The organism is Paenibacillus sp. VT-400, from assembly GCF_001029205.1.
GTDB lineage: Bacteria > Bacillota > Bacilli > Paenibacillales > Paenibacillaceae > Paenibacillus > Paenibacillus amylolyticus.
Window position 1 is genome coordinate 1 of sequence record NZ_LELF01000067.1, and the last position, 23,497, is coordinate 23,497.

20 protein-coding genes, 1 rRNA gene and 2 riboswitches are annotated in these 23,497 nt (G+C 46.4%); of the genes, 13 read left to right on the forward strand and 8 right to left on the reverse strand.

Annotated elements, in window-relative coordinates:
* Window positions 1-136: 136 nt before the first annotated feature.
* The 4 genes from rrf (at window position 137) to EL84_RS10775 (ending at window position 2,539) form a co-directional block, all read left to right on the forward strand.
* Window positions 137-253 (forward strand): 5S ribosomal RNA (gene rrf, locus EL84_RS10760).
* A gap of 198 nt (window positions 254-451) precedes the next feature.
* Window positions 452-1,075: a deoxynucleoside kinase gene (locus tag EL84_RS10765; protein ID WP_047841693.1), complete on the forward strand. Its 624-nt coding sequence runs from the start codon at window positions 452-454 to the stop codon at window positions 1,073-1,075.
* Window positions 1,072-1,728: a deoxynucleoside kinase gene (locus EL84_RS10770; RefSeq protein WP_036672670.1), complete on the forward strand. Its 657-nt coding sequence runs from the start codon at window positions 1,072-1,074 to the stop codon at window positions 1,726-1,728. Before EL84_RS10765 ends, EL84_RS10770 begins: the two co-directional genes overlap by 4 nt.
* Window positions 1,729-2,056: 328 nt before the next feature.
* Window positions 2,057-2,539: a hypothetical protein gene (locus tag EL84_RS10775; protein ID WP_053061447.1), complete on the forward strand. Its 483-nt coding sequence runs from the start codon at window positions 2,057-2,059 to the stop codon at window positions 2,537-2,539.
* Between the two features lie 560 nt (window positions 2,540-3,099).
* Here the strand turns inward: EL84_RS10775 and EL84_RS10780 are convergent.
* The 7 genes from EL84_RS10780 to EL84_RS10810 all read right to left on the reverse strand — a co-directional run bounded on the left by EL84_RS10780 (window position 3,100) and on the right by EL84_RS10810 (window position 9,433).
* Window positions 3,100-3,843, reverse strand: a complete 744-nt coding sequence (locus tag EL84_RS10780; RefSeq protein WP_047841695.1) for a MerR family transcriptional regulator — start codon at window positions 3,841-3,843, stop codon at window positions 3,100-3,102.
* A gap of 312 nt (window positions 3,844-4,155) precedes the next feature.
* Window positions 4,156-4,821, reverse strand: a complete 666-nt coding sequence (gene thiE / locus EL84_RS10785; protein ID WP_047841696.1) for a thiamine phosphate synthase — start codon at window positions 4,819-4,821, stop codon at window positions 4,156-4,158.
* Entirely contained in the window at window positions 4,821-5,633 is an 813-nt protein-coding gene (thiD, locus tag EL84_RS10790; RefSeq protein ID WP_047841697.1) for a bifunctional hydroxymethylpyrimidine kinase/phosphomethylpyrimidine kinase, read from the reverse strand. Before thiD ends, thiE begins: the two co-directional genes overlap by 1 nt.
* Window positions 5,630-6,442 (reverse strand): hydroxyethylthiazole kinase, encoded by an 813-nt coding sequence (gene thiM, locus EL84_RS10795; protein ID WP_047841698.1) that lies wholly within the window; start codon window positions 6,440-6,442, stop codon window positions 5,630-5,632. The genes thiD and thiM overlap by 4 nt, the downstream gene beginning before the upstream one ends.
* 165 nt (window positions 6,443-6,607) lie before the next feature.
* Entirely contained in the window at window positions 6,608-7,681 is a 1,074-nt protein-coding gene (locus tag EL84_RS10800) for an ABC transporter substrate-binding protein (RefSeq protein ID WP_047841699.1), read from the reverse strand.
* A 167-nt stretch (window positions 7,682-7,848) separates the two neighbouring features.
* A complete protein-coding gene (locus tag EL84_RS10805) occupies window positions 7,849-8,679 on the reverse strand; it encodes an ABC transporter permease (RefSeq protein ID WP_047841700.1) in 831 nt (276 codons plus the stop codon).
* The gene (locus EL84_RS10810; RefSeq protein ID WP_047841701.1) at window positions 8,669-9,433 is read right to left on the reverse strand and encodes an ABC transporter ATP-binding protein; all 765 of its coding nucleotides are present in this window, start codon (window positions 9,431-9,433) and stop codon (window positions 8,669-8,671) included. The genes EL84_RS10805 and EL84_RS10810 overlap by 11 nt, the downstream gene beginning before the upstream one ends.
* A 158-nt stretch (window positions 9,434-9,591) precedes the next feature.
* A riboswitch (TPP riboswitch) is annotated at window positions 9,592-9,694 on the reverse strand.
* A 217-nt stretch (window positions 9,695-9,911) separates the two neighbouring features.
* On the opposite strand from EL84_RS10810, the gene EL84_RS10815 reads away from it, so the two are divergent.
* From EL84_RS10815 to EL84_RS10825, 3 genes are all read left to right on the forward strand, one after another.
* Window positions 9,912-10,787, forward strand: a complete 876-nt coding sequence (locus EL84_RS10815; RefSeq protein WP_036606150.1) for a radical SAM/SPASM domain-containing protein — start codon at window positions 9,912-9,914, stop codon at window positions 10,785-10,787.
* Between the two features lie 265 nt (window positions 10,788-11,052).
* On the forward strand, window positions 11,053-13,887 hold the full coding sequence (locus EL84_RS10820) for an S-layer homology domain-containing protein (protein ID WP_047841702.1): 2,835 nt from the start codon (window positions 11,053-11,055) through the stop codon (window positions 13,885-13,887).
* 339 nt (window positions 13,888-14,226) lie between these two features.
* The gene (locus EL84_RS10825; protein WP_036606151.1) at window positions 14,227-14,895 is read left to right on the forward strand and encodes a pectate lyase; all 669 of its coding nucleotides are present in this window, start codon (window positions 14,227-14,229) and stop codon (window positions 14,893-14,895) included.
* A gap of 180 nt (window positions 14,896-15,075) precedes the next feature.
* On the opposite strand, the gene EL84_RS10830 is transcribed toward EL84_RS10825, so the two are convergent.
* On the reverse strand, window positions 15,076-16,029 hold the full coding sequence (locus tag EL84_RS10830; protein WP_047841703.1) for a copper amine oxidase N-terminal domain-containing protein: 954 nt from the start codon (window positions 16,027-16,029) through the stop codon (window positions 15,076-15,078).
* Between the two features lie 165 nt (window positions 16,030-16,194).
* Window positions 16,195-16,305: riboswitch (TPP riboswitch) on the forward strand.
* Window positions 16,306-16,534: 229 nt separating this feature from the next.
* On the opposite strand from EL84_RS10830, the gene EL84_RS10835 reads away from it, so the two are divergent.
* The 6 genes from EL84_RS10835 (at window position 16,535) to EL84_RS10860 (ending at window position 23,483) form a co-directional block, all read left to right on the forward strand.
* On the forward strand, window positions 16,535-17,128 hold the full coding sequence (locus tag EL84_RS10835) for an ECF transporter S component (RefSeq protein ID WP_036672660.1): 594 nt from the start codon (window positions 16,535-16,537) through the stop codon (window positions 17,126-17,128).
* On the forward strand, window positions 17,129-18,700 hold the full coding sequence (locus EL84_RS10840) for an ABC transporter ATP-binding protein (protein ID WP_047841704.1): 1,572 nt from the start codon (window positions 17,129-17,131) through the stop codon (window positions 18,698-18,700).
* Window positions 18,675-19,469 (forward strand): energy-coupling factor transporter transmembrane component T family protein, encoded by a 795-nt coding sequence (locus tag EL84_RS10845; protein ID WP_047841705.1) that lies wholly within the window; start codon window positions 18,675-18,677, stop codon window positions 19,467-19,469. Before EL84_RS10840 ends, EL84_RS10845 begins: the two co-directional genes overlap by 26 nt.
* A 101-nt stretch (window positions 19,470-19,570) precedes the next feature.
* Window positions 19,571-21,874 (forward strand): PQQ-binding-like beta-propeller repeat protein, encoded by a 2,304-nt coding sequence (locus EL84_RS10850; RefSeq protein ID WP_047841706.1) that lies wholly within the window; start codon window positions 19,571-19,573, stop codon window positions 21,872-21,874.
* A gap of 131 nt (window positions 21,875-22,005) precedes the next feature.
* The gene (locus EL84_RS10855) at window positions 22,006-22,815 is read left to right on the forward strand and encodes a methionine ABC transporter ATP-binding protein (protein WP_053061448.1); all 810 of its coding nucleotides are present in this window, start codon (window positions 22,006-22,008) and stop codon (window positions 22,813-22,815) included.
* Window positions 22,812-23,483, forward strand: a complete 672-nt coding sequence (locus EL84_RS10860) for a methionine ABC transporter permease (protein ID WP_047841707.1) — start codon at window positions 22,812-22,814, stop codon at window positions 23,481-23,483. The genes EL84_RS10855 and EL84_RS10860 overlap by 4 nt, the downstream gene beginning before the upstream one ends.
* Window positions 23,484-23,497: the final 14 nt, after the last annotated feature.

Genomic DNA, 23,497 nt, shown 5'->3' on the forward strand with positions numbered 1-23,497 from the left:
GGGGGTGGAAGTGCAGCAATGCATGGAGCTGACCAGTACTAATCGGTCGAGGGCTTATCCAATAGCAAGTTGTAATTCGCATGTTTCGTTTCGAATCTAGTTTTCAGAGAACGATCTCTGAAATGTAAGCTACGCGTTTGGTGGCGATGGCGGAGGGGTTCCACACGTACCCATCCCGAACACGACCGTTAAGCCCTCTAGCGCCGATGGTACTTGGACCGCAGGGTCCTGGGAGAGTAGGACGCCGCCAAGCAACAGGAAGACACACTTGATGATATCGAGTGTGTCTTTTTTATTTTAATGTAATTCATTTAATGTATTCCTTAGTTCAGATTTGACTTGTTATATACATAAAATACTGGCGTTCCAATCCTTAAAGCTGTGATACAATAGGTGAGGTCTATATAGAAAACGGAAACACGCATAAGTACGAGGAGGAACAGTGAACACGATGAAATCAGCCCCGTTTATTGCCGTGGAAGGTCCAATCGGAGCGGGGAAAACAACGCTGGCAACGATGCTTTCCCATGAATTGAATCTTCCGTTAGTTAAAGAAATCGTAGAAGAGAATCCATTTCTGGCTTCCTTTTATCAGGATATCGACGAGTGGAGTTTCCAATTGGAAATGTTTTTTCTGTGTAATCGGTTTAAACAACTGGAAGACACGGGCGTTCATTATGTAGAGCAGAATACCCCAGTCATTTCAGACTATCATATCTATAAAAATATGATTTTTGCCGATCGTACCTTAAAGGGAACGAAACGGGATAAATATCGTCAAATCTATCATCTGTTAACAGATGATCTGCCAAAGCCCAATCTGGTGCTTTATATTGAAGCTGAACTCGATACGTTGATGTACCGCATTAACAAGCGTGGACGCTCATTTGAGCAGGACATGGACCCGGCATATATGGAACAACTCATTGCTGATTACAAAACAGGCATGGACTATCTGGCAAATAGCTCAAATCCGCCAGTAATCATTAAGGTCAATGCAGAGCAACTCGACTTTGTGGAACATCCTGAACACTTCAGGCAAATTGTTAATCACGTAAAGGAGTATATCATATGAATAACTATGGCATTCCAACGAATGCATTAATTACGGTAGCAGGTACGGTTGGAGTGGGTAAATCCACGTTAACGGCTGCTCTTGCACAGCGTTTGAATTTCAAGACTTCTCTGGAACAAGTCGATCATAATCCATATTTGGAGAAGTTCTATCATGACTTTGAGCGTTGGAGCTTCCATCTGCAGATTTATTTCCTGGCAGAGCGATTCAAGGAACAGAAAAAGATTTTTGAACTGGGTGGCGGATTCGTACAGGATCGTTCTATCTATGAAGATACGGGCATTTTTGCACAAATGCATGCAGATCAAGGAACCATGTCTGCTACAGATTTCGAGACATACAGCAGTTTATTTGAAGCGATGGTAATGACACCGTATTTCCCACATCCAGACGTGCTGATCTATCTGGAAGGCAGTCTGCCTTCGATTTTAAACCGTATTACGGAACGCGGACGCGAGATGGAGATTCAGACGGACCGTTCGTACTGGGAACACATGCACGAGCGCTATTCCGTGTGGATTGATCAGTTTACAGCTTGCCCTGTGCTGCGTCTGAACATTGATGAGTATGATGTGCATGATCCGGCATCGGTGGATGCCATTTTGGCACAGATTGCAGCTGTCATTCAGCCTTCCAAGGAAGTGCAAAGGTAAGATAGAGAGAGCTTTTCAATGTAGTTTTCTCGGTTACATTGGTTATATCTATGATACAGATATGGACAACATCCCTTCTACGGCTATTATGCTGTTGGAGGGATGTTTTTTTATGTGCCAAGGGAATGATGATGAGATGAATGTAGACAAAACTAAAATGATATATTCGAGTGAATAAGGGAAAGGATGTTTTATATATCTTTTCTATTATATAAATACATGATCACCAAAAGTAGAAAAATGTTGAATAATAGGACATTTTGTGGTTTCATAGGAAAGGTGAATTCTGGAAAAGAAGCATATGCATGACTCAGGAGGGAAAGACAACGTGGAAGAGAAACAAGGAGTTAAAATCGGTATGCCGATCATTGGTGGCTTAATTGCAGCCATTCTGGGAGGCATCGTATGGGCAGCTATTGCTGCAATGACCGATTATGAGGTGGGATTAATTGCGATTTTGATTGGAGCGCTCACAGGTTACGCAGTTGTGTTGTTCTCCAATAAACAAATTGCGACGGTACATAAGATTATTGCCGTACTGTTTGCACTTGTCGGCATTTTGTTGGGGAAATATCTGACGGTGGTTTATTTTACTTCCGAACTGTTTGGTGATGTAGGCGTGATGGAACTTGTGTTTGATAGCGAGATGATCAGTGCGTTTGTGGAAACCTTCCAGGAGTACTTCAGTCAACCGATTGATTTGTTATTCATCGTGCTTGCGATTGTGTCTGCATGGCAGATTCCTGGCCGGATGGCGAGAACCAGTCTAGCTACGGATGCATCTTCATCGGATCACGCACCAAGAGCTTAATCGGATAGACAGTGGACGCTTGGCAGTAAAATGAAGAACGTTTGACAGAAGAAACTTAATGCTCATCATCCTAAGCATCTGGTGAAACGATTATATCGAAGGGCTGGGAGCAGAAGAAAAACGTAGTAAAGAGCATCTACTTTAAAAGATATTTATAAAGTACTCAGAGTGAGCAGCAGTTAGGCTTGTTCACATTGCGGCTGAGATACTTACATACATAGGGACGATACGCCTGAGGGTGTACGTCCCTTTTGTGTATACACCAGGTAGGGGGATATTGCTCATAACTTTTGCAACAATTCGGATCGATTTAAATTACTTACCACATAACCCTAGTAAATATCCAGCATGTTCATAAGGTTATTTACAAGAAAGATATGTTCACCCCAAAAGGTAGGTTCAGTTATCCGAAGGGTCGTTTACTGCGAATAAAGCTGATGACGAGAGATTACTTTTATCACTAGAGGACAGAGCTCTAAGTTCAAGACTATCGTTTACAGTACACATCTGAGGACAATGAGAATTGAATAATACTGTATGTGGTCGAAGACAGGGCTATATTATTTGTTTTGGTCAGCAAATACAGCCATGGCATCTCTCATAAATACTGCCAAACCATCGCCAAACTGATCAATATTGCGTGTGAAGCGTTCATCGTCCACGTACATCTGACCAAGTCCTCTGAAGGCTTCAGGCGAGTAGCTTCCCATCTGATTCAGCCAGGTGTACCATTCTTGAATACCGGCCTGTGCCTCGGCAGATGCTGGTTCTGTGTGACGAAGTGCGGCTAGACGCTTGTAGATTTCGTTCATTTGATTGGATAGAGCCTCTTGCTCTGTGGTTGATTTACTGTGCAGCTTCTGATTTGCGTGATCGACGGCATGGTCTCCCCAACGGTCCCGCGCTTCTTGTTCATACGGATTCTGGCTAAAATCAAATCCTTCGAATTGTTCTTTGGCTGTCATTTTAATTTCTCCTCTCACGTGTAAAACCGTTCTATCAATGGTAGCAATCATCTGGTCCAAGCGTTGGCGCTTCTCCAGTAGTATAAGTCGATGCATTTTAAGTGCTTCTTCCGGATTGAAGGAGGGGTTGGTTATAATGCTTTTGATCTCCTTCAGAGAGAAGTCGAGTTCCTTGAAAAACAATATTTGCTGCAACCGTTCCAGGTTGGCATCTGAATATAATCGATATCCGGCAGAAGTTACTTCGTCCGGTGTTAACAATCCGATCTCATCATAGTGATGCAGTGTGCGCACACTGATTGAGGCAAGTTCGGCAACTTCTTTTACCTTCATGGCCATGTGTGAAACCTCCTTACAACACCGATTGTACAGTGTCACGTTACGTGAGAGTCAACCGTTGAAAATGAAAAAACAAGATGCGAGCATGGAAGCTGCATCTTGATCATGGATTGATGACAGGATGTGACTGGATTATTATAACATTCAGTCACTGTAGGGGAGCGGCTGTGCTTCTATGTCGAAGACATGGGTTGCTGCCGCGCCGCGGGGGTGTTTTGAGGCTCCTCTGTTATGGAGAGGAGCGTGAGCAGTTGTGGGTTGCACCATGTATTCGGTGCAGCCCACGGGGCTGGCAGTGCAGGGAGAGCAGGGCTACGCCTGCATCCCGCGCACTGCCGCAGCGAACTGCGCAGCCGCTGCGCGCACGTCGGCCGCGCCCGCGATGGCGGAGATGACGGCTACGCCGTCGGCTCCAGCCGCCATCACGGCGGCCGTGGTATCGGGCGTAATGCCGCCGATACCCACAATCGGAACTGCGATGCCTGCGGCGCGCAGTTCCGCCACCACTGCGGGGCCCAGCACAGCGTGGGCATCCGCTTTGGAGGGCGTCGGGTACATGGGCCCGACGCCAAGGTAGTCGGCGCCCGCCTGCACGGCACGGCGCGCCTCATCCACAGAGTGGGCGGATACGCCAAGCATCCGCCCATCTCCAATGCGGGCGCGTACCAGCGCCGCGTCCGCATCTTCCTGGCCGACATGCACGCCGTCGGCCTCCACTGCTACAGCCAGCTCCACATCATCGTTCACGATGAACGGGACCCCGTGCTGGCTGCACACCTCGCGAAGCCGCATCGCAAGCGTGATGCGAGCTTCGCCAACCAGGGCGCCAGTTCCCTTTTCACGAAACTGGAACAGCGTAATGCCGCCAGCAATGGCCTGGCGCAGCACTTCCACAGGGTTTTGCGTTGTATTGACGCTGCCCATCACCAAATACACCTGCATCGCGCGTCGTACCGCTTCTGCATCCCAAGGGCGCATCACTGCTCACCCCGCTGTCTGCGCTGATACGCAAAATGATTCGTCGGCCCATGTCCGGCCCCAATCCCGAGCTCATCTTCAATGGCTGCCTGAATGAATGCTCGCGCGGTCGTGACGGCAGCCAGAACAGGTGAACCTTTGGCTAACTCTGCGGTGATGGCAGCAGAGTATGTGCACCCCGTTCCGTGTGTATGACGTGTTACCACACGAACATTCTCCAGATAATGAAAAGACTGCCCATCGTAGAGCACATCCACGATCATGCCACTTCCTTCATCATGACCACCTTTGACCAAAGCATACGTTGAGCCCATCTGTACAATCCGTCTTGCGGCTTCTTCCCGCTGGCTCAGATTGGTGATAGACATCCCGGTAAGCAGTTCCGCTTCCGGAATATTGGGTGTTGTGATCAGGGCATGGGGCAACAGATCCGTAACCAACGCCTTTACAGCTTCCTGCTGGAGAAGGGGGGCGCCACCTTTGGCTACCATCACAGGGTCGATGACCAGATTTGACCAACGGTATTGCTGCCATTTCTCAGCCACTAGACGAATAATCTCGGCACTATATAACATGCCGGTCTTCGTTGCGGTTGGTTGAAAGTCTTCGCCGGTCGAGTCCAATTGCTGGGCAATGCCATCGTAAGGGATGGGAAAAACGCCCTGCACACCTGTTGTATTTTGGGCAGCAATAGCGGTAATAACCGTCATACCGTATACCCCAAGCTCCTGAAATGTTTTCAGATCGGCTTGAATGCCTGCACCGCCCCCGTTATCAGAGCCTGCAATGGTTAGCGCTTGAGCAATGCTCATACTGCACCTCCACGGGTCTGACGGATCTGTGCGCGTTCTGCCAAGAGATCAGGTGTCACTTGTGCCAGTTGATTCAACAACTCAATCTGGAAGCTGCCGGGTCCCAGGTGAGCCGTACGCTCTGCTGCCAGTTCAGCCGCTACACCATAAAAAGCGAGCGCTTCAACAACGCTGCCTAGAAGATCGGCTCCTGATTCCGCTATGGCTGTAAAAGCACCAATCACCGAACTGAGCAGACAGCCAGCACCTGTGACCTGAGTGAGCAGGGCATGACCATTACTCGTGAGAAATGTGGATTGTCCATCAGTAATGATATCTTCTTTTCCGGTAATGACCACGACACAGCCAAGTTTATGCGCTGCCCGCTCCGCAATGCCGATTCGGTCGCCCTCACCTGATCCTGCATCCACACCTTTAATACTCCAGCTCTCACCGATGACATTGGCGACTTCCGCCACATTACCGCGCAGTACCGTAAGACGAATTTCACGAACGAGCATCTGCACGGTTTCTGTACGATAGGCGGTTGCGCCTGCGCCAACGGGATCAAGCACTACAGGTACGTGATGCGCATTAGCCGATTGGCCAGCCAGACGGATCGCCTGAACGACTTTGTTATCGAGAGTACCAATGTTGAGTACTACAGCTCCTGACATCTTGGCGACATCAGCGACCTCTTCATGAGCATAGGCCATAAAAGGGGACGCACCGAGTGCAAGCAGACCATTGGCAGTGAAGGGAGCCACGACAAGGTTGGTAATGTTATGGACGAGCGGATTTTGCGTACGAACACGTTCCAAATAAGACATATAGTTTCCTCCTTGTTTTGAAGTAACACCATCGGTAGAAGACCGGTATGAAGGGTCACTCAGCAGAATAATAGGATATGAGTCTCCTTGTTGAGTTGGGGCGCAGAGTCTAACAACAGCCAGATCATTAATGCGGGAAAAGCAGAAACGTAAAATCTAAATCAGTTACTCTCCTTGCAGAGTAATAAAAGCATCCTCGGCTTTCACCGATTCAGGAATCAACTCCTGTTCAACGAGCCATGCACGTACATTTTCCCACGATTCCATTTCCTGCCGACCAAACGGTTGGCCTTCTTCATTCATGAGTGGCAGTAAAATAGCCAGGCTTTTGGTTTCGATCTCCGGGTCAAGCGGTGATGTTTCATTCTCATGAGCGAGCAGAATATTCAAGGCTTCTTTTGGATGCTCAGTCACATATTTTTGTCCTTCCTGGACCGCTTTGACGAACCGGGTAAGTTGGTCTCTTTTCGCTTTAATGCCAGCTTCACTCGCAGTCAGGACCAATTCATAATAATCAGGCACGCCATAATCGGTGGGGTTAATTGATTTCATGGCATATCCTTCTTTCTCCAAAATCAATTGTTCATGGTTAATGAAACCACCCATAATTGCATCCGCCTGTCCGGAAGCCAGCGAAGGAATCAGATCGAACCCAACGTCAACCAGATTCATGTTGTCGGGATTGCCGCCATCCTTGCTAATCATCGTGCGTACCATCGCTTCGTACAGAGGAATGGAGGAATAACCAACAGTCTTTTCTTCAAGATCTTTGGGTGAACTTACGTTGCCATTCGCTTCGGTCAACAGATGCACAAGCGGGTGCCGAACAACAGCAGCAATGGAACGTACAGGAATGTTCTCGCCACGCGCGAGCAAGATTTGGGGCTGATAACTTAGGGCCAGATCAATTTTTCCGGCAGCAACAAGTTTGAGCGAATCATTGGTATCCGCAGGCATCTGAATATCGAGATCCAGACCTTGGTCTGCAAAGTATCCTTTTTCCTGAGCCACATAGATGAAGGAGTGTACTGCATTCGGGTACCAGTCGAGCATGATAGACAGTTTATCTTTGGTGTCTGATGCTGGTTCGGTTGCAGACGGATCTGTTTGCTGTACATTAGTTGCAGAGTCTGTTGTTGGCTTGTTTTTGCTAGTATTCATGGTGCTGCATCCGCTAATGATCAGGAAAAGGCTAATGAGCATGATGGGAAGCAGGGAGTATATACCTTTGTTATTCATAAATGAAGTTCCTCATTTCATCGTTTTGATTTGTAGAAAATGGGCAACAGCATGTTAACGACAATGTGACAATGAACTGATTGAAGATGTTGCTGAAATTGTGCATAAGATAAGTTTTGTTTTGAAGATTGTAACTACTGTATTTACATCTAATTTCTGTCTAAGTATTATCCAACCTTTCTTTTGCCTCCATGACGATGACGCCGTATGCTAAACCGTTTCTCCAGCCAGGTAATCAGTACAAACAAAACGATCCCAAGCAGGGATAACAGCAAAATGGCGGCAAACATCGCATCCGTGTTCATGTTGCTGGACATACGACGGCTGAAGTACCCTAGACCTTTGCTACCACCAAGCCATTCGCCAATCGTTGCCCCAACCACGCAGTACACCACAGACATCTTTAGCCCCGAGAAAAAAGAGGGAAGTGCCAGCGGAACCTGGAGTTTGCAAAAAATATCCCACTTGTTGGCGCCCATGGTGAGCAGTAGTTCACGCTGCTCCGGATCGCCTTGGCGGAGTCCATCGTAGGTACTGACCACAATGGGGAAGAATGCGATTAAAAATACCACCGCGACTTTGCTCCACAACGTGTAACCAAACCACAAGATAAATACGGGGGACAAGGCGATCAGCGGGATGGTCTGACTAATTACAATGAAGGGATATAGGGCCTTTTCAATCGACCGATTCATATGCATGCCTGTTGCCAGCGTAATTCCAGTCACTATGGACAAGCCAAAACCAACAATAACCTCCATAAAGGTAGCAGGCAGATGGATGGTCAACAGCAGACGACGATGTTCAACCAGTGAGCCTATGATGGCCTTGGGTGCAGGAATGATGAAGGAGGGCACCCAACCCATACGCACACTCACTTCCCAGATCGCCAGTAATAAGAACATGAGCATAATAAACAAACCATATTGGGAAAACCATTTCGAGAGCCACTTCGAACACCACGTCCAGACGCTAACCTCAGCTCTATCATTTTGCATGCAATTGTTCCTCCAGTTGTTGCCTCATCTGCACGAGAGCCAGTTCGTAGATCATGTCCGAATGCCTTGGGCGTGGTAAAGGAACCGTCATCTCCCGCAACTGCTGACCTTGCCCCCCTGGAGTTAACAGAATGATACGGTCACTTAACAGCAGGGCTTCTTCAATGTCATGTGTAATGAACAGCACGGTTTGTCCAAAGTCCTCCCACAGCTCCAACAACCAGCGATGCATTTCTCGTTTGGTTAAGGCGTCGAGTGCACCGAAGGGTTCATCCAGTAACATGAGCTGCCCGCCTGTAAGCAAGGTACGCAGCAATGCCACCCGCTGCCGCATGCCGCCGGATAACTCATCCGGGTAGGCCTGCTCATAACCTGACAGGCCGAACCTTGCCAACCCAGCTAGGATGTTTGCCCGTAACTTGTCCCAGTCCTGTCGGCCTGGTGCAAGCTCGGCAGGCAGCATGCAGTTCTCCATGACGGTACGCCAGGATAACAGCAGATCTTTCTGCGGCATATAGGCGATTCGTCCGAGCCGTTGTCCTTGCGGTACATCAGCTATATCGATGGTGCCAACGGTTGGCTCATGCAAGCCTGCGAGCAGCTTGAAGAGCGTGCTTTTACCTGACCCGCTGGAGCCAATGAGCGAGACAAATTCTCCTTGTTGGACCTGAAGCGACACATTGGCGAGCACGGGTGAATCCTTTTTTTCAGGAAAAGCGAAGCTAACGTTCTCAATGGTTACATGGTTGTTCATCTGATCCTCACCCCCTTGATGTCAGACTGCTGGAATAACAACGGCATCCTATACTCTGCAAAAGGAACAAAAAAGACCCACCCATTTCCGGAGAAATGAGTGGGTCTGTAAGTTAAATCCGCAATTTATCTTCACATACATGAAAAAAATCCGCTTACTAAAAGGCCGCTCCACTTCCCTCCGCTGGTATGATCCAGATCAGGTTCAAAGGGTCCGAATAGTCATATTCGTCTCAGCCGCAAGGCTCCCCTAGTGCAAAAGTTCAAGATATGCAGTTGTGTGTTCAGCATATATCACTTGAACATGAACTGTAAAGAGGCAGCATGATGGATTTCTTGAGATGAGCGTGGAGTCAGACCCGAACAACTGAACAATTTACCTGGGCTCCCTAACCCGATATAATAGTGGTGGCGCATATTGGCCGGATCACAAATGCAGGCGGGATTGTTCTCCCTCCGAAGCAGAATGGGGACCCGAGTTGAAAACGTTCAAAAAAGTATATATTGAGATCACGAGTATCTGCAATCTGGCATGCAGCTTCTGTCCGCAGACACAGCGTGCCAAAGGATTCATTGACCCTGAAGTCTTCAACAATATACTGGATCAAGTTAAACCACACACCAATCATATTTATCTACATGTCAAAGGCGAACCCTTGTTGCATCCCAAAATAGATCTGTTGCTCGATTCCGCACATGAAAAGGGACTCAAGGTGAACATTACAACGAATGGTACACTGTTACCCAAGACTCAGCATAAATTGCTTGGCAAACCAGCGCTGCGGCAGATGAATTTCTCTCTGCACAGCTTCGATGGGCATGAAGGTTCAACAGACCGTGACGGATACCTGCGTCATATTTTGTCCTTTGTACACGAGGCCGTTAAGCACAATGTCATCATCTCATTTCGGTTGTGGAATCTGACACAGGATAACTTCACAAATGCTCAGATGAATCGAAATCGGGAGACCCTTGAAGTATTGGAACGTGAATTCAATCTGGATTTCCGCATTGAGGAAAAAGTAGTTCCAGGCAGCGGGGTCAAAATTGCCCCGAATGTATACCTGAATCAGGACCATGAGTTCCAGTGGCCAAGTCTGGATGCACCTGAAGATGACGGTAAAGGCTTTTGCCATGCACTTCGCGGTCAGGCAGCTGTGCTTGTAGATGGAACGGTGGTTCCATGCTGTCTCGATGGCGAGGGTGTGATTAACCTGGGTAATGTGCACGAGAAGTCATTCTCGGAGATTATTGAGGGTGAGCGAGCGAACAATCTGGTATATGGCTTCTCCAAACGCGAAGCTGTGGAAGAGTTGTGTCGAAAGTGCGGTTATCGTCAGAGATTTGGAGCCTAGAATATATAAATTTACTTAAAAACGAACCTACCGAAAATATTTGTTTCGGTAGGTTCGTTTTGTCTTTATTGCGAAATTATTTAGATAATAAGAATTGAAATCAATTCAGGATAAAAACTTTTTTGTAAAATCATAGTTTATTAATCTTGTTTTTATGAATTTGCATGGTATTATTATCCTATTGATTAGGAGGTGTATTAGTTCTAAAGATTCATATATTAGTGGATTTACCTACCAGAAGCCTACTGAGGAGTGTGTTTTAGTTTTGAATTCAAAATGGAAAAAGTTTAATCACAAACTATCGTTAATGCTTTCTACGTCGCTGATTGTTTCTATGTTATCTATCAATTTATCTGTATCGGCAGAAGTGGCTACATCTAAAACTTCTTTTACTGATATTGATAATTCGTATGCCAAAACGGAAATAACCAAATTAGTAGAACAAGGAATACTCACAGGATTTACTGATGGGACATTTAAACCTTCCGATTCGGTAACACGAGCTCAATTAGCAAAAATTATGGTCGGTGCGCTTAATTTAAAGCCTGATAATGTCGAAGCAAGTCAATTCAGAGATGTAAAGGAAGATCAATGGTATGCCGGATATGTAGGTGCACTTGTCAAATCTGGAATTGCTCAAGGTACCTCCAAAGATAGCTTTTCGCCTAATAAAAAAGTGACAAGAGAAGAGTTGGCTGTATTTTTTGTTAGAGCCTTTGGTTGGGACAATCAAGATGTAACGAGTCAAACATCCAAACCACAACTCTCCGATTTGGGTCAAGTATCCAACTGGGCGAAAGATTCTGTAACACTAGCCTATCAATCTGGTTTTATCAAAGGATTAGTCCAAAAAGATGGAACAGTAAAATTTAATCCATCAGGCATAGCAGATCGACAGGCGCTAGCTAGACTTGCATATGAGTTTGTGATAAATAAGTCTACATATGATAGTTACATGGCTCCTACCAAGACAGAGATTGATACTGAAGATTCAAATGAAGTAAAACCTGAAACAACAAAACCTTCTGAAGGTAACAGTAAGGGAAATAGCGGTAGCAGCTCCGGAGATAAAGGGAACGGAAGTAACAATGGTGGAAATAGTGGAGGCGGGGAACAAGCCCCTAGTAATAATCTCTCTGCTCCAGGTACATATACTCTTGGTAATGTAACTGGAAATGTAACCATCAGTTCTCAAGGTGTCGTTCTAAAAAACACCAAAATAAATGGTAAGCTAAAGATACTTGAGTCCGTAGGAAATGGTGACGTGACTCTTGATAATGTTAATGTCACGGGAACTACTGAGATTCAAGGCGGAGGACCAAATAGTATTCATGCAGTGGACTCGATTCTTGCAACAGTGATTGTTGACAAAGCGGACGGCAGTATTCGTTTGGTCCTTGAAGGTGGAAGTGATGTTCAGCAGATTGAGATTAGATCTGGTGCAATCGTACAGAATGGCTCCACAGGTGATGTCGGACCGATTGAAATAGCAGAGTCGATTCCCCATAATTCTTCGGTAGTGCTCAGTGGAAGCTTCGACTCTGTTATGGTTCATGCAGAGCAAGTTTCAGTGGAATTTGGAGGTAACTCCACCATTGGTAATCTCGAAGTGTTCCAAGATGCATTGAACACCGTGTTTAAAATTAACCATGGTGCTGTAGTGAATCGCGCTATATTAAATGCAATTGTACAATTTTCTGGAGCTGGAACGTTATCCTCGGCTCTGGTCAATGCAGAAGGCATCGATTTCAGTCAACTTAGTCAACTCCCAACTATTGAGGCAGATCCTACAGTTACTAGTGTAGTTTACGCTCCTCAAGTAACAGAGTTGTCGGCAATTGATTCGACCCGTCAGATCGTATTCACGGGGATCGCTTCCCCAGCGAAGAAAGATATCACTTCATTTGCAAGATGGGATGTTGAGAATAGCGCTATTGCCACTGTTGACTCAGGAAAGATTCAAGCTAAAAGCAACGGTACGACAGTGGTAAAAGCCAAATACGGAAACTTCGAAATCAATGTTCCAGTAACCGTTGCAGTCTATAACGAAGGAACAGTCTATCCGACACTCAAAGGGATTCAAGTTACAAATGGAAGTGCAAAGTTGAATTTTTCTGAGGGTTTGGATGTTTCTGAACTGACTGCAAATGATTTCATAGTTCGTGCCTATTTTGATGGGGCAGAACAACAATTGAATAACTTGCAGTACCGCAATGGCGAATTTACTTTTGATGCTATTGATAGCTATGGAGCTACACTGTACATCACTGTGGAGTCAGATGTTAATAAAACACATTTTGCAGGAAGCCAAAGTGGTGCAATCAAACTTACAGGATTCGGTGGTCACATCAAGGATGTAGCTGGAGCACCGGTTGCAGATTTAAGTATTTCGTTTAGAAAAGGCTTGGATAACAAAACAGGTGAAATTGTCGGTACTGTCAAAACGAATACTCAAGGAAACTACTATATCAATCTTCCCCCAGGCATCTACACAGGTGAACTTGGAGGTGGAGATACAAAATATATTACAACTTATCTCATTGGTGTCTCGGCAGTAAATGTGGAGAATAAACGTGAGAATCAAACTGCTATTGAAATACCTACACAAGATGAAACACGCTTCGTGTTAACTTGGGGTAAAGATCCAGTGGATCTGGATTCACACCTCGTAGGTCCAGCAGGTGATGAGGGAATGTTCCATACGTACTACTCTGATAAACAATATTATAATAATGGCGAACTTATGGTTGATTTGGATTTGGATGATGTAACGTCTTATGGACCTGAAACGACAACCATTCGTCATTTACTTCCTGGAACGTATACATTCTATGTTCATCATTTTTCTGGATCAAGCACAATCAAGAAATCTGGTGCAAAAATTGATGTTTTCCATGGTGCTGTAGCTACTCCAAGTGCAACGTATACTGTAGCAGATGCCAGTGGTAATGAAATATACTGGGTCGTTCTCAGAATGATCGTTTCTGAAGAGGGCGTGGTTACTTATGAAACAGTAAATGAATTTACCAATGTTGACCCACTGACTTTACTTCAACCATCGGATGAAATTAACGAAGATGAATTGGAACCTCTAGAATAAATAGAGGATTTAGATTAGTTTTAAATGTATCATGTAGAAACCCTGTCTTAAAAAGACTAAGGGTTTCTTTTTTTCGTGTCTAAATCTTTTGGAGGCTTAAATAGAGCATATCCGAAGTTGATATCGGTACATTACAAGTAGATCGATAACGTTAAGCATGCTGAAACATCAGGCTCTATGCCGGAAAATACAAACGTGATCTAATGATTATTCTAGTTACCTTCCTTATTTGGTAGGATTAGGTTGTGGGTCGGACAGAGGTGCACCTCTGACGAACTTCCAGTACAAGCCCAGGCTGTACACTACCAAAAAACGAGAGAATAAGGGAGGAATAAAGTTATGAAAAAAATGTTGACGTTGTTACTGTCCGCTGGTTTGGTTGCTTCTATATTTGGTGCAGTTCCGGCTGCGGCTGCGCCTACGGTTGTAAATTCAACTATTGTTGTTCCAAAGGGCACGACCTATGATGGTCAAGGCAAAACATTTGTAGCTAATCCTTCCACACTGGGCGACGGATCTCAAGCAGAAAATCAGAAGCCAGTCTTCCGTCTGGAGGCAGGGGCTACGCTCAAAAATGTAAATATCGGATCACCAGCTGCTGATGGTGTTCACTGTTATGGCAACTGTAATATATCGAATGTGGTCTGGCAAGACGTGGGCGAGGATGCACTGACATTGAAGTCTGCCGGAACGGTTAACATTACCGGTGGGGCAGCGTATAAGGCTTATGATAAAGTGTTCCAGATGAATGCAGCTGGAACAATTAACATCAAAAATTTCCGTGCAGATGATATTGGCAAACTGGTTCGCCAAAATGGTGGAACTTCCTTCGCAGTTAACATGACGCTGGATAACTCCAACATTTCCAATGTGAAAGATTCGATTATGCGTACAGACAGCAGTACATCACAAGGCAAAATTACGAATACCCGATATTCCAAAGTACCAACGTTGTTCAAGGGGTTTGCTTCAGGAAAAACGAGCCAGTCTGGGAACACGCAATATTAGACAGGAGATTGAATCGCCGGAGTTGGTAAAAGTTTAAGCTCCGCTTGTAATTTGAAGTTAAAATATAACGCCAAAAAGAGCGTCCCAAGGTCATTGCCACAATGCCTTTGAGGGCGCTCTTTGTAATGCAGATGTGATAATATATTTCTGCTGAGCAATGTCTTATAGAGGATGCTCAGACTATTTCTCTCCCGGAACTTCAACGATGACTTTGCCTTTCTCGGGGACAACAGAACCGGTATCAATAGAGCCCAATTTGTTCATGATCTCGTAAGAGGTTTCTTCAAGCATGCGAGAGTACTTGAATGATACGAGTGTTTGACCTGTTACGGAAGGACGAGTCCCTGCTTCAGCAACGGCTTTGTTTTTAATAAAGAACAGGTCACCGATGGTTCCGGCATTTTTGCTGATGTTAGCCTGCCATTGTAACAGTGCACTTCCATTTTTAAGGATATAATAACTGATCAGATCGTTATCCTCAACAACGAAGAAACGATCTTTTTTACCTTGCTCAAAGATGTATTCAATGGATGAATCCACCGGACCCAAAGGATTGCGAATGTCCAGACGTGCTTGTCCCAGTTCAGAGAAGCGTGGCAGATGCAGTGCGGCTTCACGCGCCACAGTCAGATCGGAACTGTTATATTCTTTTACAATCGTAGCATCGGTAGTGTAAATGTAGGCTTCCTTGGCCTTCTGGTTCCACTGCACCTTGGCACCAAAAGCTTCACCGATGGCACGGAGCGGAAGCATCGCTTTACCATTCACCAGAATCGGCGCTGAGGATAATGTCGCATTCTGACCGTTTTTCTTCATTGTTTTGCTGTTAGGTGTAAGGACATACTTATCGCTGCCTGTGCTAATGCTGATCTCTTTTGTTTTGTTATTGTAACCAAACGTATAGTTGCCGAGGAATTGAAGCTCCGTCAATGCCACGTACGTAATACCCTGCCGTATGACAACATCATATTGAGCTTGAACATTGTTAATATAAGTTGTCGGTTTAGGTTTAGTTGTTGCGGCTTCCGCCACAGTGGATGAGAGTAAGGCAGGTGCCGTGCCTGCGGTGAGTATCGAAGCGGCAAGGACCATTTTCCATGTTTTAAGCTGCCAAACAGAATTGTAATCTTTCATCACTATCAATCTCCCTTCTAATGTTTAAGACGGACTACATAACCTAAATGTTTCATATTATGGAAAGTGAACCATCAGATACGTTCCCCTGTTACCCCAGATGAAGCATGATGATTTTTCTAGGGATTGCCACAAATACCCATCTGATGTACATTAGAAGCAATGAAATAAGTGAACCGGGAGCTCAATGAAGTTGGGCTGAGAGAGTGGCCTTGTGCTGCTGACCGTACATCTGATCTGGGTAATGCCAGCGTAGAGAACATGGATTTGCGATATGTAAGGGTGAATTGTGGGAATGAACGTGGATGAACAACAGACCTCTTTGAACTGTGGTGGTGTATCTGCCAGGGCGGAGGGGTGCTGGTTAATATTCCGTATTTTCGACATCCATCCAATACATCATTGTGAAGATTGTCCACTGTGCGTGAGGCCTGCCCGGAACCGGGGAGGCTTTTTCGTTTATTTTTACAACCCCCACAGGGAACAAAGGAAGGACGTAGAGAACATGGCAACAACAGCAGGCAACAAGCGATTGAAACTAACGGATATTCTGGTAACCATCGTGATCGCAGTAGTGTTTGGGGTGATTTACAAGATATGGGGACCTACATATGACTTGATGAAACCATTTGGCGTTCATGCGGAGCAGATGATCTACGGCATGTGGTTTATGGCGGGCACGTTTGCTTTTGTTATCATTCGTAAACCAGGTGTGGCTATTCTTGCCGAAGTTGCGGCTTCAACGGTAAGTGCTTTTCTGGGTAGTGAATGGGGCATGTCCACACTTGTATACGGTCTGTTGCAAGGATTGGGAGCCGAGATATTCTTCGCCGCATTTTTGTATCGTAAAACCAATCTGTTTGTCACCTGTCTTGCAGCCATAGGAGCTGCAGCGGCTTCGCTTTTGCTGGATTATCAGTACGGGTATATTGATTCACTCTCGGCGTGGAATTATACGCTATTTATCGGATTCCGCTTCATTGGAAGTATTCTGATTGCTGGAGTGTTTGCTTATTATCTTGCCAAAGCATTGGAACTAACCGGTGTAACGCGTTCACTCAGACCGGTATCCAAACAAGATTATGAGGCACTGGATTAGATGAACGGGGAAGGGAATTCGCAAGCGGTAAGTGTCACCAATCTAAGATGCAAGTTCCCAGGAGAGAAAGCCTTGGTATTTCAAGGCTTGTCTCTTTCTGTGCGTCAAGGAGAGAAAGTGCTGTTGCTTGGCCCGAGTGGCTCCGGTAAATCGACGTTATTGCAAATTTTGAGCGGTTTAATTCCACGTTCGGTTGAGATTCCGATGAAATGTGATGATATTCAGGTTCCCGCCAAAGCAGGAGTGGTCTTTCAAGATCCGGATACCCAGTTCTGTATGTCCTTTACGGATGAAGAGATCGCATTTGTTCTGGAAAACCGAAATATTCCGCGTGAAGAGATGCCTGCTCTGATTGAATATTATCTGAAACAAGTGGGGTTATCCTTTGAACAGAATCGTGTATTGATCCAGTCCATGTCTCAGGGGATGAAGCAGCGTCTTGCGATTGCTTCGATGCTTGCCATGGACCCGGAGGTATTTTTTTTGGATGAACCCACTGCACTGCTGGATGATGAGGGGACTTCCCAGGTATGGGATACCGTCAAACGGATCGCCAGTGACAAAACGATAATCATCGTTGAACACAAAATAAACAAGATTGTGGATATGGTCGACCGCATCATTGTGTTATCACCTGAAGGAAAGATTGTGGCGGATGGGCCAGCACAGCAGGTATTTACAGATGAACGGGGCAAGCTGAAGGCTTATGGAATCTGGTATCCGGGTGTGTGGGATGAGCACGAGCAGGCAGCTAAGGAAGAAGAGGGAAGTACTTCTGGAGAGCTTCAAGTGTGTGTGGACCACGGCATCTCAAGTTTGGAAGCACAGCAATTTTCTGGCTTATCCGATACACCGGGTATATCCCTCATCTCTCACGTCTCATCCTTATCACCTGTATCACCCGGCTATCAGCCTGCACTGGACTTGCAGCAGTTCACCGGATGGCGTGGGAAAACACCCTTCATTCAGGTAGAACAGGCCAAAGTATGGCATGGGGATTGGATTGGTATTGTCGGAACTAATGGAGCTGGCAAGAGTTCATTGTTGTTATCTCTGATGAATATCCTGAAAACAACAGGTCATTATGAGGTGGAAGGTCAGCCTTCTGGCAAAACGGAGCAGCTTGCAGATCGAATTGCGTTTGTATTTCAGAACCCGGAGTTTCAATTTGTGACCAACACGGTCGCGGAAGAAGTGGAATTCTCATTGCTGGGGGGCAGGCATACAACGGAAGAAAGACTTGTCAGGACTGATCATATGTTGAATCAATTTGGACTAATCGACCTGTCCGAGCGTCATCCCTACCAATTATCGATGGGGCAGAAACGACGCTTAAGCGTTGCCTCTGCACTGGTGAGAGAGCAGCGAATACTGCTGTTGGATGAACCTACTTTTGGACAGGATGCCCGCAATACGTTTGCCATGTTAGCACAACTGGAGCAATTGCGGAGAGAGGGAACAGCTATTGTTATGGTTACCCATGATCGTGAAATTGTAAAAAGATATTGCACCCGAATCTGGACGGTAGATGAGGGGAGGTTAACTGATGCAACTGTCGTTTCCTCACCGTGAAACCTGGCTTCATAACGTCAACCCGGGATTAAAGATGATCATTCTGACGATGATGTTTGTCATCGTTATCCTCATTCACAATCTGAATGTAATGGCCAACGTTGCGTTGGCGATGATGCTGTTACTGTGCTGGACAGGTCATCCGTGGTACAGATTGATGCTGTACGCATCACCATTCATTCTGGTGTTTATCTCCACGTCTACAGGCATGATGATGTTTGGTAAGGGCGAGACCACATGGTATAAGTGGGGATTGATCCACATAACCGAAGAGAGTTTCTATCGAGGTCTACACTTGGGTTTTCGCTCGTTGAGCATGGCAGCGGCTGGCTTGCTGTTTGGACTGACAACGAAGCCGGTAAGGCTGTTTTATTCCCTGATGCAGCAGTGGAAGCTTCCCGCAAAATATGCCTATAGCTTTCTGGCCGCGATGCGCATGATCCCGATTTTGCTGGATGAATTCCAGACGCTCCGTTATGCGATTCGTATACGTGGAACAAGGCAGCGGGGTTCTCGCTGGAACGTGTATGGTACGCTCAAGCGTTACGCTATTCCGCTGCTGGCACAGAGTATTCGCCGTGCACAGCGAATGGCGGTAGCGATGGAAGCGAAAGGGTTCACAGATGGCGCGAGCCGCACGTATTACATTCAGATTGGCTATTCGCGAGCTGATCTGTGGTTTGTATTTTATTATATCCTCACCTTAACAGCTGCTTATTACATCGGGGTTACCTTTCCTTATCATGCTGCGATGGTGGACGTAAGGTAATATTGGGAGATAGATAGAAATATATTGAGGTAAACGGTAACTTTTTCCTTTTTTCTGCGTCTCTATTGGAAATAACTTCTAATGAATGGGGATGAACGAGAGTGAAGACGGGTCCTGACTGGCAGAGAACGGGGTACAAATGGATTACCATGACTGGATTATCAGCTGTGCTGTTGACGGGCTGGATGCTGCTGGATTCCAAAATGGTCGCCCTTGAAGGACAAGCTTCGGCTACAACGCCACAAGCATTGGGGGCAAGTTCCCAAGTCTTAACTGCAAAGTTAGCTTACAAACAAGGAGACACCGTTACGCTTATTAATGACATCCCTCTGTTCAAAAACAGAAGGGACGGCAGTGTGGCTGCTGACCAGATGGGGATTGAATACTATACAACAAAAGACGAAAAGTATACGTTGGCCTCGGTTCGAGGTGAGTGGGTGCAACTTAAGTCAACCGAGCATGGAGACTTTTGGCTGCCAAGTTGGTATGCCCTGAAGGAGAGCAGAAGCATGACGGAAACAGCTCCCCAAAGCTTCACACTCCAATCAGGCAGCAAGCTGTATCTGGCTCCGGATAGTTCTACAACTTGGTCTTTTGAGAAAGCGCTAACAGATAAGGCTGTTATTGTTGCAAAGTGGAAAGGCTGGTATGGGGTCTCCATTGCCCCACGAGTCTGGAATAAAGAATCCTTCACCTATCGGCCAGGACTCTTCTGGATCAAGGCACAGGCTATAGAACAGCGGATGAATGTGGCGGATGGTTGGTTCCAACGGGATGCATCGCTGCCAACTTCGGTTATACGCCATCTGACAGATATTAAGCTGAACAAGGCAACCACCTCCAAACAAGTGGCTGGGTGGTTACGCGAGCCGGATTGGAAAGAGAGTTCAAGCAATCTAAATTTCACGGGTTATTCAATGAGTATTGGACAGACCTGGAGATATGAGCGGGAAGATGCGCAATTTTTGGTCACATTCAACAAGAATGGCAGACTGGTCAGAACACGCTGGAATTTAGCACAGGATAATCGAAATGCTGTCGTTTCCGATTGGAACATCAGTCGGGCGGATGAATATGGGTTCACAACAAAAATCTATGGCACAACACTGCCAACGACAATCCCTTGGAAACCGGTATGGACCAACCAGGGGGATATTAACTACACTTTTTTACAAGCAGCCACGGATGATGTGCTCATGATGAAAGGGGATGACGGTGGATTTAGCGGGGATTACTACGAAGGTTCCATATATGCCCTTGACCGACATTCCGGCCAGCAATTATGGGAGATCAACGGGGGTTTTGGAAGACAGCAGGCAGAGATGGATGCAGAGCGCAAATACGTTACAATCTACACCGATTATGACCCTGATAAGAAAAAATACGTGGATCGTATTCGTCATCTGAACTTGAAGAACGGAAAGGTCACGTGGACGTACACTCCTAAGCAAAATTTTAGACTAAATGGCATCACCGCTGCGAAGAACGTTGTGGTTGTGGATAACCCGGTTGTTGAGAGCTCAAGCAACAGTTGGTTAACGGTTCTGGACAGTGCAAACGGAAAAACATTGTGGACGCGAAAACTGGCTACGGGTTATGAATTATTGAACAAGAGTGCAGATGACCCCTATGTGTTGTATTGGGAAAAGAATAAGCTGGTTGCAGTCGATCCGCAATCGAATCGAACCGTATGGAGCTTAAAGGGCAAACGATCCACCATAGAACAATTTTGGAATGATCCATATACTGGTGGAATTGAACGTCTTGATCCCTTTACAACCACGAATGCTGAAAGATGGTTATCACTAGATAATCAGTGGCTTCTGCTTGATCTGAACACGGGGAAAAAGCTTGCCCAATTCCCTGCTCGGGTAGGACAGAGATTTGAGGAGCTGAATGATGGCATGTTGTTGATCCGTGAGAACAAAAACGGCGATCATTACGGCGAATATGAAGATTTTACAACCACCCTGTATGATGCCAAGACAGGCAAAACACGCTGGACGATCAAGGGCAAGATTGAACGAGGACTGGTGGAAGAGGATCAGTTGTATGTGATTAAGAACGGTTATCCAGCGGCTGTGGATTATAAAACGGGGGAGACGCGTTGGAATGCCAAAGATACGATTGCAACACTAAGGCATCCGACGAATCAGGGAAGTTATCTGGTCATTGATGATCAGTTGCTGTTGCCCATGGACGAAAATCTTCTCGTGATGAATAAAAAGAATGGAGCACTGTTAGGTCGTGTACATGACGTTGTGATGGGAAACCCGGAGCACCGGGACCGGGATGCGAAGAATGGAATGATTAACCGGATCGGTAATGAAGTGTATGTGGGTTCGTCCAACGGACGTTTTCGTGTATATGAAGCCAGCCGCCTGCAGGAGGCAATCTCACCTTAAAAGCTTGTCTCGTAAGGGATGTTGATTTATTATAAATGAACAGGCTTGCTCGCGCTCCGGTTATCGGCTGTGCGGGCTTTCTTCATGTGTTCTTGAAGAACCATGCATGATCATTCACGGGAGGACTCTCCATGATCTCATTATATGGTGTAAGCAAACGTTATAACGAGCGCGGTTCCCGTGCAGATCAGGGATTCGAAGCATTAAGCTCGGTGTCCCTCGAAGTGGGACAAGGAGAAATACATGGCATCATCGGATCAAGTGGTGCAGGCAAATCCACGCTTCTGCGGATGCTCAACGGATTGGAAAAACCGGATGATGGTGAAGTTGTTGTGAATGGGCAGCACTTGACCCAGATGAATGAACAGAGTCTGCGTCAGGCACGAAGATCCATTGGCATGATCTTTCAACACTTCAATCTTGTCAGTAACCGAACGGTGAGTGGCAATGTCTGCATGCCATTGGAGCTTGCGGGTATGCCCCGTGCGCAGCGAGTTGAACGTGGACTTGAGGTGCTGCGGTTTGTTGGACTGGAAGACAAGGCGGGTCAATATCCTGCTCAGCTTAGCGGAGGACAGAAGCAGCGTGTGGCGATTGCACGAGCGCTGGCCAGTCGTCCGGATGTGCTGCTCTGTGATGAACCGACCTCTTCGCTTGATCCACAGACCACGAACGGTATCCTGGATGTGCTGCGTCATATCAATGAAACGCTGGGCGTGACCATTGTTGTAGTAACGCATGAGATGGAAGTGGCTCGCAGACTATGTCACAGGATATCCGTCATGAAGGATGGGCGACTCGTTCGTACGTTGTCTAAAGCGGAAGTGAGCAGTATCCCTGCTCCGCAGCCTGATCTGCTGACCTCCTTGCTTGCGGGTGACGAATACGGGATGACAGGTTCGTCTCTGTTCCGTCAGGCAGAACAGGAGGACAAGTCATGAGGTTACCTGAGTCTGTGCTGAAATATCAGCATGAGATATGGCAGGCGATCGGAGAGACTTTTGTCATGGTGGGTATCTCCATTGCGGCAGCTGTTCTGATCGGGTTACCTCTGGGTACACTGCTGTACTTATTCCGGAGAGGACAACGGTATCAGAATCAAACGCTGTCCTTTGTACTTGGCAGTGTCGTTAACATCGTTCGTTCGTTTCCGTTCTTACTGCTGGTTGTATTCATGATTCCATTCACACGGATTGTTGTGGGAACGTCCATAGGTACGCTGGCGGCAACCGTGCCACTCTCGGTCATTGCAATTGCCTACTACGCCAGACTGGTGGAACAAGCGTTGTTGGATGTACCGAGGGGAGTGGTTGAAGCGGCTGCTTCCATGGGGGCATCGACGATGCAACTTGTGGTGAAATTCTTGTACGTGGAGGCACGATCTGGTCTTGTACTGGGACTCACGACAGCTACGATTAGCTTCATCTCCTACTCGACGGTGATGGGCATTGTAGGTGGCGGCGGGGTTGGCGATTTTGCCATTCGCTACGGTTATCAGCGCTTCGAAACGGAGATTATGGTATTTACGATCATCATTATGATTATCCTGGTACAGATGATCCAATTCACAGGCAGCAGACTGTCCCACTGGCTGGATCGCAGATCCTGAACGGTTGGACCGTG

What these genes read in the sequence shown, in the direction of transcription:
- EL84_RS10810 (WP_047841701.1), bottom strand. Translation starts at nt 9,433, where the DNA reads ATGAACAACCATGTAACCATTGAGAACGTTAGCTTCGCTTTTCCTGAA.
- thiM (WP_047841698.1), bottom strand. Translation starts at nt 6,442, where the DNA reads ATGTCTTATTTGGAACGTGTTCGTACGCAAAATCCGCTCGTCCATAAC.
- EL84_RS10780 (WP_047841695.1), bottom strand. Translation starts at nt 3,843, where the DNA reads ATGGCCATGAAGGTAAAAGAAGTTGCCGAACTTGCCTCAATCAGTGTG.
- EL84_RS10765 (WP_047841693.1), top strand. Translation starts at nt 452, where the DNA reads ATGAAATCAGCCCCGTTTATTGCCGTGGAAGGTCCAATCGGAGCGGGG.
- EL84_RS10800 (WP_047841699.1), bottom strand. Translation starts at nt 7,681, where the DNA reads ATGAATAACAAAGGTATATACTCCCTGCTTCCCATCATGCTCATTAGC.
- thiD (WP_047841697.1), bottom strand. Translation starts at nt 5,633, where the DNA reads ATGAGCATTGCTCAAGCGCTAACCATTGCAGGCTCTGATAACGGGGGC.
- EL84_RS10860 (WP_047841707.1), top strand. Translation starts at nt 22,812, where the DNA reads ATGAGGTTACCTGAGTCTGTGCTGAAATATCAGCATGAGATATGGCAG.
- EL84_RS10825 (WP_036606151.1), top strand. Translation starts at nt 14,227, where the DNA reads ATGAAAAAAATGTTGACGTTGTTACTGTCCGCTGGTTTGGTTGCTTCT.
- EL84_RS10840 (WP_047841704.1), top strand. Translation starts at nt 17,129, where the DNA reads ATGAACGGGGAAGGGAATTCGCAAGCGGTAAGTGTCACCAATCTAAGA.
- EL84_RS10830 (WP_047841703.1), bottom strand. Translation starts at nt 16,029, where the DNA reads ATGAAAGATTACAATTCTGTTTGGCAGCTTAAAACATGGAAAATGGTC.
- EL84_RS10855 (WP_053061448.1), top strand. Translation starts at nt 22,006, where the DNA reads ATGATCTCATTATATGGTGTAAGCAAACGTTATAACGAGCGCGGTTCC.
- thiE (WP_047841696.1), bottom strand. Translation starts at nt 4,821, where the DNA reads ATGCGCCCTTGGGATGCAGAAGCGGTACGACGCGCGATGCAGGTGTAT.
- EL84_RS10770 (WP_036672670.1), top strand. Translation starts at nt 1,072, where the DNA reads ATGAATAACTATGGCATTCCAACGAATGCATTAATTACGGTAGCAGGT.
- EL84_RS10835 (WP_036672660.1), top strand. Translation starts at nt 16,535, where the DNA reads ATGGCAACAACAGCAGGCAACAAGCGATTGAAACTAACGGATATTCTG.
- EL84_RS10805 (WP_047841700.1), bottom strand. Translation starts at nt 8,679, where the DNA reads ATGCAAAATGATAGAGCTGAGGTTAGCGTCTGGACGTGGTGTTCGAAG.
- EL84_RS10845 (WP_047841705.1), top strand. Translation starts at nt 18,675, where the DNA reads ATGCAACTGTCGTTTCCTCACCGTGAAACCTGGCTTCATAACGTCAAC.